Origin of the sequence: Streptomyces sp. NPDC047515 (genome assembly GCF_040643055.1) — a bacterium.
Classification (GTDB): domain Bacteria; phylum Actinomycetota; class Actinomycetes; order Streptomycetales; family Streptomycetaceae; genus Streptomyces.
This window is the reverse complement of sequence record NZ_JBEYTM010000062.1, coordinates 35,013-46,863: the sequence shown is the minus strand read 5'-3', so window position 1 is coordinate 46,863 and position 11,851 is coordinate 35,013. Positions and strand designations below refer to the sequence as shown.

9 protein-coding genes and 1 pseudogene are annotated in these 11,851 nt (G+C 70.2%); all 10 read right to left on the bottom strand.

Features of this window, described 5'->3' with window-relative positions; translation table 11 throughout:
- Positions 1 to 327, bottom strand: a pseudogene (locus ABZ826_RS33180) (IS1380 family transposase); the annotation flags it as partial.
- Between the two features lie 149 nt (positions 328 to 476).
- Complete coding sequence (locus ABZ826_RS33175; RefSeq protein WP_361456802.1) at positions 477 to 1,094, bottom strand: hypothetical protein; 618 nt, start codon at positions 1,092 to 1,094, stop codon at positions 477 to 479.
- A 242-nt stretch (positions 1,095 to 1,336) separates the two neighbouring features.
- Positions 1,337 to 1,891, bottom strand: a complete 555-nt coding sequence (locus tag ABZ826_RS33170) for a GNAT family protein (RefSeq protein ID WP_361456793.1) — start codon at positions 1,889 to 1,891, stop codon at positions 1,337 to 1,339.
- A complete protein-coding gene (locus ABZ826_RS33165; RefSeq protein WP_361456790.1) occupies positions 1,891 to 4,137 on the bottom strand; it encodes an MMPL family transporter in 2,247 nt (748 codons plus the stop codon). Before ABZ826_RS33165 ends, ABZ826_RS33170 begins: the two co-directional genes overlap by 1 nt.
- Positions 4,138 to 4,302: 165 nt before the next feature.
- Positions 4,303 to 4,620: a hypothetical protein gene (locus ABZ826_RS33160; RefSeq protein WP_361456787.1), complete on the bottom strand. Its 318-nt coding sequence runs from the start codon at positions 4,618 to 4,620 to the stop codon at positions 4,303 to 4,305.
- Positions 4,621 to 4,963: 343 nt separating this feature from the next.
- Positions 4,964 to 7,090: a phosphocholine-specific phospholipase C gene (locus tag ABZ826_RS33155; protein WP_361456784.1), complete on the bottom strand. Its 2,127-nt coding sequence runs from the start codon at positions 7,088 to 7,090 to the stop codon at positions 4,964 to 4,966.
- 134 nt (positions 7,091 to 7,224) lie between these two features.
- A complete protein-coding gene (locus tag ABZ826_RS33150) occupies positions 7,225 to 8,484 on the bottom strand; it encodes an SLC13 family permease (protein WP_361456799.1) in 1,260 nt (419 codons plus the stop codon).
- A gap of 102 nt (positions 8,485 to 8,586) precedes the next feature.
- Complete coding sequence (gatB, locus tag ABZ826_RS33145; RefSeq protein ID WP_361456781.1) at positions 8,587 to 10,095, bottom strand: Asp-tRNA(Asn)/Glu-tRNA(Gln) amidotransferase subunit GatB; 1,509 nt, start codon at positions 10,093 to 10,095, stop codon at positions 8,587 to 8,589.
- Between the two features lie 15 nt (positions 10,096 to 10,110).
- Positions 10,111 to 10,350: a hypothetical protein gene (locus ABZ826_RS33140; RefSeq protein WP_361456778.1), complete on the bottom strand. Its 240-nt coding sequence runs from the start codon at positions 10,348 to 10,350 to the stop codon at positions 10,111 to 10,113.
- Positions 10,347 to 11,849: an Asp-tRNA(Asn)/Glu-tRNA(Gln) amidotransferase subunit GatA gene (gene gatA, locus ABZ826_RS33135; RefSeq protein ID WP_361456775.1), complete on the bottom strand. Its 1,503-nt coding sequence runs from the start codon at positions 11,847 to 11,849 to the stop codon at positions 10,347 to 10,349. Before gatA ends, ABZ826_RS33140 begins: the two co-directional genes overlap by 4 nt.
- Positions 11,850 to 11,851 lie beyond the last annotated feature (2 nt).

Sequence of the window (11,851 nt, the reverse complement as noted above, 5' to 3'; positions counted from 1 at the left end):
GTGGGTGAACGCGCGCAGGAAGGTGCCCAGCGTGGACGGGGCACGGATACCCGCGAACACGGCCGGCATCGCCCCGTGCCGCAGCATGTCCAGGTTGTCGATGCTGTCCGCGCCTGCGGCCATGCCGGCGACGATGCTGGTGACCTTGGCGTCCGCCCAGGCGCCCGCGCCGTTCCTCGCTCTGGTCAGCCGCACCCTCTCGGCCACCAGCCGGGACAGGCCACACCGCTCGGCCAGCCGCATCACCGGGACCAGCCCGCCATACGCGATCAGATTCGGGTCATCGAACGCAGCGGAGACCGCCGCCGGAGTGTGGGAAACTTGCATCTCGGAAGTGCCTTGCCGATCGTGCGTGCTGGAAGCCTCAAGAACTCCCATCATCGCAGGTCGCAGGGCACTTCCTCGTTTCCCGAACAGTTATCCACCGCCATCAGATCGGTGGATCAAGGCTTAGACGGGGGCGGGACGGTGCGTACTCACTTGGTGATGCCCGCGGTCGGCAGGGACACGATGAGGTCGAAGTACATACCGATGGAGAGCACCACACCGAGGACGCCGAGCGCGATGCCGGCGGTCGCGACGGCCCGCACCCAGCCGGGCTGCGGGTGCGGGGAGGGTGTGCCGAAGGCCGGTCGCACCAGGGCGAAGACGCCGACCAGCACGGCGAGCAGCGCGAAGAGGCCGTTGACCAGCGCCGTGGAGTGCCAGGCGTCGCCGTAGATCTCGGAGATCTGCTGGGCGGCGGAGCTGCCGGTCGAGGTCTTGATCTGCCCGATGAGGGTCTCGCGCTCGGCGGCGACCTTGCCGGTCCAGGACCCGCTGAGTGCGACGACGCCGAGACCGGCGGCGGCCACGGCCGCGGCGGCCGGGCCGAGACCGGACGGCCCCGTGTCGGAGTCCGTGAACTCGGAGTCCTCGATCTCGGAGTCCCTGATGCCCAGGTCCTTGAGGTCCGGATCCTTGAGGTCCGGGGCCTTGAGACCCGGGGCCTTGCGGTCGACGTCCGTGGGGCCGGATTCGCCGGGTTCGGCGTCCGGGCCGACATCCTGCGCGGGCTCCGGGGCGGCGCCCGCCCCTGTGTCTCCGGCGGCCACCGCGCGCTCTCCCCCGGCTTCGGCCGCTCCCTCGTCGAGGCTGTGCGCCGTGCCCTCGGCGGCGGCCTGTTCGGCACCCGTCTTCTCGGCGTCGGAAGCGGCGGGGCCGGTGGGGGTGGTGAGGTCAGTGGGGTTGGTGGGAGTCCTGGGTTTCATGTCCCGCACGCTAGGCGGCCCGGATGAGAACCCTCTTAACACCCGCCCCGGCCGCCCTCCGCCCGTCGCGATCCCTCCGGCCGCCCTCAGGCGTTCCGCGCCCGCCACTCCGGTGCCAGCACGGACCAGATCTCCGAGTCGTGCCGCTCGCCGCGGTACAGGTAGTTCTCGCGCAGCACCCCGTCCCGCTTCATGCCGAGCCGCTCGGCCACGGCGATGCTGCGGGTGTTCGCGGCGGACGCGTCCCACTCCACGCGGTGCATGCCGCGCTCGAACACCGCCCAGTCGATCAGCTTCCGCGCCGCCCGGGTGATCAGCCCGCGCCCCTGTCCAGCCGGTTCCAGCCAGCAGCCGACCTCGCAGTTCCCGGACCCCGTGTCGAAGATCCGGAAAAGGACGCCGCCGACGAGGGTGCCGTCCAGCCAGATGCCGTAGAGCCGTCCCGTGTCGGCCGCCTGCTTCTCCGCGTACCGCCGGAGCAGGGCACGCGCCGAGTCCAGGTCGGTGGCGTAGGAGGCGAAGGGGATCCAGGGGTCGACGAGCTCGCGGGCCCGGTCCACATGAGCGAGGAACTCCTCCGCCTGCCAGATCTCCAACGGACGCAGTTCCGCTCCGTCGTCGCCCAGGGATATCGCGAACATCATGCTCCTTCTCGAACCGCTTCCACCGCGTGCGCCGACTGCGTCACGTCCACCGGATCCACCGGTCTTGCTGTCTGCGGGATCTTCGCACGCGGCGCGCGGCATTCGGGAGACTCGATGCTGATCCGCGGCAGCCGCCGGTCCAGCCAGCGCGGCAGCCACCAGTTCGCGCCGCCCAGCAGATGCATGAGCGCGGGGACCAGCAGCGTGCGGAGAACGAAGGCGTCGAGGGCCACGGCCGCGGCCAGCGCGATGCCGAACATGGCGATGACCCGGTCCCCGCTGAGGACGAACGCGAGGAAGACCGAAATCATGATCACGGCCGCGGAGTTGATCACGCGGCCGGTCTCGGCGAGGCCGACCCGCACCGCCCGCCTGTTGTCGCCGGTCTCCAGCCACTCCTCGTACATCCGTCCCACCAGGAACACCTGGTAGTCCATGGAGAGCCCGAAGAGCACCGACACCATGATCACCGGCAGGAACGGTTCGATGGGACCGGAACTGCCCAGTCCGAGCAGGTCGCTCCCCCACCCCCACTGGAAGATCGCAACGACGACTCCGAACGAGGAGGCGACGGCGGCCACGTTCATCACGGCGGCCTTCAGCGGGATGCCGATCGACCTGAAGGCCAGCAGCAGGAGCAGACAGCCGAGCCCTATGACGACACCGACGAAGAGCGGGAGTTTACCGATGATGACCCGGGCGAAGTCGTCGTAACTGGCCGTCACCCCGCCCACATGGGCCTTGAGCGAGGTGTTCGCCTCGGCCCGCGGGAGGACGTCCGTACGCAGCCGGTCGACGAGCGCGCTGGTCTCCTGCGACTGCGGGGAGGACTTCGGTACGACGGTGACGAAGGCCGCACTGCCGTTGCCGTTGTACGTGACCGGGCCGACCGAGGCCACCCCGTCGGTGGCCCGCAGCGTGGCCGGCAGGCCGTCCATCGCGAGCCGGTCGTCCGCGCCGTCGAGCTGCGCGGCGATCGTCAGCGGGCCGTTGACACCGGGCCCGAATCCGTCGGCCAGCAGGTCGTACGCCTGCCGGGTGGTCGATGAGGAGGGGTTGTTGCCCTGGTCGGAGGTGCCCAGATGCAGGGAGAGCGTGGGCAGGGCCAGGACCAGCATCACCACGGCGGCGCACGCCCCGAGCAGCTTGGGGTGGCGTGCGACGAAGGCGGCCCAGCGGGCGGCGAAGCCGGTGGGCAGTTCGGGCTGTGGCCCGTGTTCGGCGAGTTGTCTGCGCTCGCGCCGGCTCAGCGCCCGCATGCCGATGAAGGACAGCAGGGCCGGCAGCAGGGTCACGGAGGCGGCCACGGTCAGGACGACGGTGAGCGAGGCGGCGACCGCCACGCCGTTGAGGAAGCCGAGCCGCAGGATCAACATGCCCAGCAGCGCGATGCAGACGGTGGCTCCGGCGAAGACGACGGCCCGCCCGGTCGTCGTGACGGCGTTCCGCGCCGCCTCGGTGACCGTCATGCCTCTGCGCAGCCCGGAGCGATGCCGGGTGACGATGAACAGTGCGTAGTCGATGCCGACGCCGAGCCCTATCAGCATGCCCAGCATGGGCGCGAAGTCGGCGACGGTCATCACATGACCGAGCAGCACGATGCCCGCGTACGCCGTTCCGACGGAGACGAGGGCGGTGGCGATGGGCAGCATGCTGGCGGCGAGCGAGCCGAAGGCCAGGAACAGGACGACCGCCGCGACGACGACCCCGATGGCCTCGCTGAAGTGGACGGACGGCGCCTCGGTGAGGGCCACCGCCGAGCCGCCCAGTTCCACCTGGAGATGTTCGCTCGCGGCCGCCTTCGCGGTGTCGACGACGGCCTGTGCCTGCTGCACCGGGATGTCTTCGGACTGCTGGTCGAAGGTGATCGTGGCGTAGGCGGTGTGTCCGTCCTCGCTGATCTGTCCGGCCCCGGATGCCCCGTACGGCCCTATGACGGCTCCGACGCCGGGCAGTGCCTCGACCTCGTGCAGGGTCCGGGTCATCGTCTGGCGGACGTCGGCGGCCCGCACGGTGGAGTCGCTGGTGTGCCAGACGATGGTGTCGGTGTCACCGCCGAGGTCCGTGAAGCCGTTCTTGAGGAGTTCGGCGGCCTGGCCGGACTCCGTACCGGGCGCCTCGTAGTCGTTGGAGTACGCGGAACCCGCGAAACCCGCCGCGGTGGCCGCACCGCCGAGGGCGAGGAGCCAGATGAGAACGGCGATGAGGCGGTGCCTGATGCACCAGCGGGCAATGGCAGCCAACGGACGTGCTCCCTGAGGGTTCGCGGCTCTTCAGCGGGACAAAACATGAATTTCCCGTAAAGAACACATGACCTGAGAACAGCCACTCTTGCAGCCGATGGTGATCATTTGCCCTATTCGTGGCCATACTCACAATGGCTTCGGGACTCGCCGAGGCTTCCCGGCTCACCCGGTCAGCCGCTCCTCCTCCGTTTTCAGTTCCGCCTCGAACCGCTCCTCGATCTCCGCGACGCCCTTCGCCACGACCTCCGCCAAGCGGGCGGGGCAGGTCAGCGGCCCGCTCCCGGCGGCGTTGCGGGGGCAGGCCCCGGCCCCGTCCGGGGCGGCGAGCGGAACCCGGACGTCCGGCACGTCGCGCAGCGCGCTCGCGTCCGTGTCCCACCGCTCCAGGCTCCCGGTGTACGGATGAGCCGTGCGTCCGCAGCCGTCGGCCCCCGGGAGCCGCGCGTCCAGGGCCTTCGCCGCGGCGGCGAGCGCGTCCATCGCGACCCGTTCGACGGCGGCACCGCGCCGTCCGAGAACGTACGGCGCATGTTCACCAGACCGAGGGTGAACAGGACCGCCTGCTCACCGCCCGGTTCGACGATGAGCAGGCGGGCGCACTCCAGAACGACGGGGTCCGCCTCCTCGGGAGTAGCGCCCGACGTGACCCCGTCCCATTTCTCGATCAGTTCACTCGTGATCAAGGAAACGCCGCCCGTGCTCCGGCGGTTCCGTCGAGTGTCGAACTTCCGTACGCACAAGGGCCAACCGACCGGCCTGTCGGCCTGTCAGCCCGTCAGCCCGTCAGCCCGTCAGCCCGTCAGCCCGTCAGCCCGTCAGCCCGTCAGCCGGAGATGCTCGCCCGGCCGTTCTCGATGTGCCCCATCAGCCTGCGCCGGAAGGCGTCGTCCCCGTCGACGGTGACGGCCAGGTCGTACCAGCCGTGCGCGTCGGCCGCCGAGTGCACCACCGTACGGCTGCGTCCCGGCTTGACCTTGACCGTCCTGGTCCAGTCCCGCAGATCCGCCTCGTCGACGTATCCCAGCGGCCGTACGGTGAAGGTGAGCGTGGTCCGTCCCGTGTTGCGCAGAGTGAGGTGCAGATCCCGCTCGTGCGCGTCGATCCGCGAGGCGACCTCGGCCCCGGCGGACACGCCGTCCTTCGCGGGCCCGGCGAACTCTCGCCGGAAGCCGTTCGGTCCCGTCACCGTGAACCGGTACGCCGCACCGGTAAGGGGCACCGTCCATTGCGCCGTGCCCCTTACATCCCGGTGCTGCGGAACGGGGAACTCGCCCGCGTACGGGTACAGCGCGAAGTGCGCGGACGAGCGCCCCGTGTTATTGAGGGCCACCCGCACCGCCCCGTCCACCAACTTCGCCTGGGCGTCCGGCTGGTACGGCAGCGCACGGGCCGGGCGCGCTCCGGGCTCCTGTACGGCCATCTGCTGCACGAGCGGCGGCTTCGGCGCCCAGCGCCCGCTGAACGGCGGGATGGCGCCCGGCTGTTCCACCTCGGGCCGGCGCTGTCCACGCGTGAAGTCGAAGGCGGAGGTCAGATCGCCGGTGACGGTGCGCCGCCAGTCGCTGATGTTCGGTTCCTTCACCCCGGTCCAGCGCTCCAGGAAGCGGATCACCGAGGTGTGGTCGAAGACCTCGGAGCAGACATAGCCGCCGACGGTCCACGGCGACACGACGAGCAGCGGCACCCGCATCCCGAGACCGGTGGGCTTGCCCTCCCACTGCTCCTCGGTGACCTCGGGCGGCGCGACCGGCGGCGGCACGTGGTCGAAGAAGCCGTCGTTCTCGTCGTAGTTGATGAGGACGGCGGTGTGGCGCCACACGTCGGGGTGCTTGCCCAGCGCGTCCAGGACCTTGTAGACGATCGTCGCGCTGTGGATCGGCGAGGAGACGCTCGGGTGCTCGGAGTCGACGGCCGACGGCACCAGATAGGAGACCTCGGGCAGCGTCCCCGCCGCCACGTCCTTGGCGAACTCATCGGCCAGCGTTCCGGTCTCCACCCGGCGCAACGCCCGCTCGAAGAGGCTGCGTTCGGCCTTGCCCAGGGTGGCGACACCCTCTTCGAGCAGACCGAACAGGCGCTCCCGCTCCGCGGCGCCGGCGTCTCGTATCGCGGAGTAGAACGACTCCATGTACGTATGGCCGCCGGTCTTCGCGAGTGCCTTGCGGGCGATCGCCTTGAAGGTGGCGAAGAACTCGATCTGGTTGTCGGTGAAGTTCTCCCACTCGGTGTACGTACGCCAGCTGCGCCCGGCCTTCTCCAGCCGCTCCGCGTACGTGCCCCAGCCGTAGCCGGGGTGCGTGCCCTCGTCGTACGCGTCGTTCCCGACGGCCCGCTTGCCGTTCGCCTCGTTGCCCGTCTTCCCGCTCCACAGGTGGTTGCGGTTGGGGCTGGTCGAGGAGTGGATGGAGGAGTGGTAGGCGTCGCAGACCGTGAAGGTGTCGGCCAGTTCGTAGTGCAGCGGGATGTCACGGCGGTCGTAGTACGCCATGGTGGCGGCCGTCTTCGCGGTCACCCAGCCGTTCATCCACCCCCCGGCCCACGCCCTGCCGCCACCGCTCCAGGAGTGGTCGAGGGCGCCGATGTACTGGAGGTCCTTCTTCTGTGTCTCGGCGGCGTCGCGCACCGGGAACGGCAGCACGGAGGTGCCCGCCGCGGCGGGCTGCTCGAAGACCGGCTTGCCGGAGGGCAGCTCGACGGCGTTGCGGTCGCCGAAGCCGCGTACGCCCCGGAGCATCCCGAAGTAATGATCGAAGGAACGATTCTCCTGCATCAGGATCACCACGTGCTTGATGGCCCCGAGCCCGTCGCCGCCACCGGACCCCGCCGAGTGCGCCGGCTGCGCGGCCATCGCGGCCTGCAGGGATGGCGGCAGCAGCGACCCCGCCGCCGCAACACCGAGCGCGCCGCCGCCGAGCGCGAAGAGCCGCCGCCGTGAAATGTCCGTGGTCAAGTGAACCTCCCGAGTCCTGTCGTACAGCCGGGAAACTAATCAAGCCAGGTGGCGCCGGGAAGGATTTCGTACGGCTCCATGGTGAACGTCCAACAGGTCGGCCGGGAAAGTCCAACCGCGCTCCCCGGGCCGGGTCACACCCCGATCAGCCGCAGCGCGCCCCACAGCGCGAGGATCGACACGCCCAGGGTCGCTGGTACGGTCAGCAGCCCGAGCCGGGTGAAGTGGCCGAGGTCGGGCGCGGCGCCGTGGCTGTGCAGGATGCGGCGCCAGAGCAGGGTGGCGAGCGAGCCGACGTAGGTGAGGTTCGGGCCGAGGTTCACCCCGATCAGGGCGGCGAGGACCGGTCCGGGACCGGCCGCCGCGACGACCGGGAGCAGAGCGAGGATCGCGGGCAGGTTGTTGATCAGGTTGGCGAGCACGGCCGCCACCGCGGCCACCGCCAGCAGGGCGGGAAGTGACGAGCCGTCCGGCAGGAAGGTTTCGATCCCGGCGCCGAGGCCGTTGTCGACCACGGCCTCGACCACGACGCCCAGTGCGAGCACGAACAGGCAGAACAGCGGGTTGGCGGAGCGGACGAGGCCCCTCGCGGTTGTCTCGCGCCGCACCAGCGCGCGGACCGCCAGCACCCCGGCACCGGCCAGCGCCGCCCACAGCGGTTCCACACCCACGAACGAGGTGACGACGAAACCGCCCAGGGTCAGGGCGAGGACGACGAGTGTGAAGACGGGGACGTCAGGACGCTCCTCCTGCGGCTTCGGCGGATACGCGCCGGCTGCCAGGTCGGCGGCGAAGACCCGGCGGAAGACGACGTACTCGACGGCGATGGCGGCCGACCACGGCAGGGCCATGAGCGCGGCGAAGCGGGTGAAGGAGAGGCCGCTCGCGGTGAACGCCAGGAGATTGGTGAGATTGGAGACGGGCAGCAGCAGGGACGCCGAGTTGGCCAGGTGCGCACAGGCGTAGACGTACGGGCGGGGTCGGGCACCGACGCGGGCCGCGGTGGCGAGGACGACGGGGGTCAGCAGGACCACCGTGGCGTCCAGGCTGAGCACGGCGGTGATCACCGAGGCGACGACGAAGACGCCGCCGAGCAGCGGGCCGGTCCGGCCGCCGCAGGCCCGTGCGACCAGATCCCCGGCGGCCGTGAACAGCCCCTCGTCCGCGCAGAGCTGGGCCAGCACCAGGATCGCCGCGAGGAAGCCGACGACCGGCAGCAGGCTGCCCACCTGATCACGGGCCTGGGACCAGGGGACCGCACCGGCCACGATCACCAGCACGGCCGCGGGTACGGCGACGATCGCCTCCGGCAGCCCCCGGGGCCGTACGACGGCGAAGGCCAGTACGCCGAGCAGGAGCACGACGGAGACGATCTCTGCGGTGACGGTGTTCAGCGGACCGGGGACTCTCTGGACGGGTGAAGGGACGGCGCACCCGTCCCACGGATGCACCGCCCCTTCAGGGACGTGCGGAAGCCGCCCGCGCAGGGGCCGGGGTCAGCCCTCGACGCCGAGCTTCTCCAGGATCAGCTCACGCACCCGGGCCGCGTCGGCCTGACCGCGGGTGGCCTTCATCACCGCGCCGACGAGCGCGCCCGCGGCCGCGACCTTGCCGCCGCGGATCTTGTCCGCGATGGCCGCGTTGGCGGCGATGGCCTCGTCCACGGCAGCGCCCAGCGCGCCCTCGTCGGAGACGACCTTCAGGCCGCGCTTCTCGACGACGGTGTCCGGGTCGCCCTCGCCCGCGAGGACGCCCTCGATCACCTGGCGTGCCAGCTTGTCGTTGAGATCGCCCGAGGTGACGAGCTCGGCCACCCTGGCGACCTGCACCGGGGTGATCGGCAGCTCGTCGAGGCCGCGGCCGGTCTCGTTGGCGTTACGGGCTAGCTCGCCCATCCACCACTTGCGGGCCTGGTCCGAGGGGGCGCCCGCGTCGGTCGTGGCGACGATCAGGTCGACCGCGCCCGCGTTGAGGATGGACTGCATGTCGTGCTCGGAGACGCCCCACTCCTCCTTCAGCCGGTTGCGACGCAGCCGCGGCAGTTCGGGGAGGCCGCCCCGGAGCTCCTCGACCCACTCGCGGGCCGGGGCGACCGGCACCAGGTCGGGCTCGGGGAAGTAGCGGTAGTCCTCGGCGTTGTCCTTGATGCGGCCGGCCGTGGTCGAGCCGTCCTCCTCGTGGAAGTGCCGGGTCTCCTGCACGACCGTGCCGCCCGAGTTCAGCACCGCGGCGTGGCGCTGGATCTCGAAGCGGGCGGCGCGCTCGACGGAACGCAGCGAGTTCACGTTCTTCGTCTCGGAGCGCGTACCGAACGTCTCGGTGCCGTTGGGGCGCAGCGACAGGTTGACGTCGCAGCGCATCTGGCCCATTTCCATCCGGGCCTCGGAGACACCGAGCGCCTTGATCAGCTCGCGGAGCTCGGCGACGTACGCCTTGGCGACCTCGGGTGCGCGCGCGCCCGCTCCCTCGATCGGCTTGGTGACGATCTCGATGAGCGGGATGCCCGCGCGGTTGTAGTCGAGCAGGGAGTGGGACGCGCCCTGGATACGGCCGGTGGCACCGCCGACGTGGGTCGACTTGCCGGTGTCCTCCTCCATGTGGGCACGCTCGATCTGCACCCGGAAGATCTCCCCGTCCTCCAACTGGACGTCCAGATAACCGTTGTAGGCGATCGGCTCGTCGTACTGGGAGGTCTGGAAGTTCTTCGGCATGTCCGGATAGAAGTAGTTCTTCCGGGCGAAGCGGCACCACTCGGCGATCTCGCAGTTCAGCGCGAGACCGATCTTGACGGCGGACTCGACGCCGATCTCGTTGACGACCGGCAGCGCGCCGGGCAGGCCGAGACAGACCGGGCAGGTCTGGGAGTTGGCGTCCTGCTTGAGCTCGGTCGAGCAGCCGCAGAACATCTTGGTCTTGGTGCCGAGCTCGACATGGACCTCCAGGCCCATGACGGGGTCGTAGGACGCGAGCGCGTCCTCGTACGACACCAGGTCGGTGACAGTCACGGTGAAACTTCCCTCTCAGCCCAGCAGTACGTCGTCATCGCCGAGGCGCTTGAGTTCGCGCAGCAGCAGGGCGAGACCGGTGGCGATGGCGGCGGCGGAGACAACGGCGTCGATCAGTTGGAGCGTGTCGTGCTCGAAGCGGGCCTTCCTGGCCTGCTTGATGACGCCCAGCGCTCCGAAGGCGGTGGTGCCGATGGACAGGTACGTACCGGTCTTGGACTTCTTGAAGCCCTTGGCCTTGGTCAGTGCACTCACAGTGACGGAGCCTCCTCCAGCAGCGGGTGTCCCCACTTTTCCACGAAGGCGGCCTCGACGGCGGCTCCGACCTTGTAGAGACGGTCGTCCTTCATGGCGGGGGCGATGATCTGCAGTCCGACCGGCAGGCCGTCCTCCGGGGCCAGGCCGCAGGGCAGCGACATGGCGGAGTTCCCGGCGAGGTTGGTCGGAATGGTGCACAGGTCCGCGAGATACATCGCCATCGGGTCGTCGGCGCGCTCGCCGATCGGGAAGGCGGTGGTGGGCGTCGTCGGCGAGACGATGACGTCAACCTGCTCGAAGGCCTTCTCGAAGTCCTGGGTGATGAGGGTGCGGACCTTCTGCGCCGAGCCGTAGTACGCGTCGTAGTAGCCGGAGCTGAGCGCGTACGTACCGAGGATGACGCGGCGCTTGACCTCGTCGCCGAAGCCGGCCTCACGGGTGAGCGCGGTGACGTCCTCGGCGGACCTCGTGCCGTCGTCGCCGACCCGCAGGCCGTAACGCATCGCGTCGAAGCGGGCCAGGTTGGACGAGCACTCGGACGGCGCGATCAGGTAGTACGCCGACAGGGCCAGGTCGAAGGAGGGGCAGTCCAGCTCGACGATCGTGGCACCGAGCGACTTCAGCAGCTCGACCGACTCGTTGAAGCGCTGGACGACACCGGCCTGGTAGCCCTCGCCCGCGAACTGCTTGACGACACCGACGCGCATGCCGTCGACGCTGCCGTTGCGGGCGGCTTCGACGACCGGCGGGACCGGGGCGTCGATGGACGTCGAGTCCATCGGGTCGTGCCCGGCGATCACCTCGTGCAGCAGGGCCGCGTCCAGAACGGTACGGGCGCAGGGGCCGCCCTGGTCCAGGGAGCTGGAGAACGCCACCATGCCGTAGCGGGAGACGCCGCCGTAGGTGGGCTTGACACCGACCGTGCCGGTGACGGCGGCGGGCTGGCGGATGGAACCGCCGGTGTCCGTGCCGATGGCGAGCGGGGCCTCGTACGACGCGAGCGCGGCCGAGGAGCCGCCGCCGGAGCCGCCCGGGATCCGAGTGAGGTCCCACGGGTTGCCGGTGGGGCCGTAGGCGCTGTTCTCGGTGGAGGACCCCATGGCGAACTCGTCCATGTTGGTCTTGCCGAGGATCACGACGTCGGCGGCCTTCAGCCGCTTGGTGAGGGTCGCGTCGTACGGCGGGATCCAGCCTTCGAGGATCTTGGAACCGACCGTGGTGGGCATGCCCTCCGTGGTGAAGATGTCCTTCAGCGCGAGCGGGACACCGGCCAGCGGGCCCAGCTTCTCGCCGGCCGCCTTCTTCGCGTCGACGGCACGGGCCTGCGCGAGAGCGCCCTCCCGGTCGATGTACAGGAAGGCGTGGACCTTCTCGTCGACCGCGTCGATCCGGGCCAGGTGGGCCTCGGTGACCTGGACGGCCGTGAGCTCGCCGGACGCGATCTTCTCGGCGATCTCGGCCGCGGTGAGCTTGATGATGGTGCTGTTGTCCGTCATGG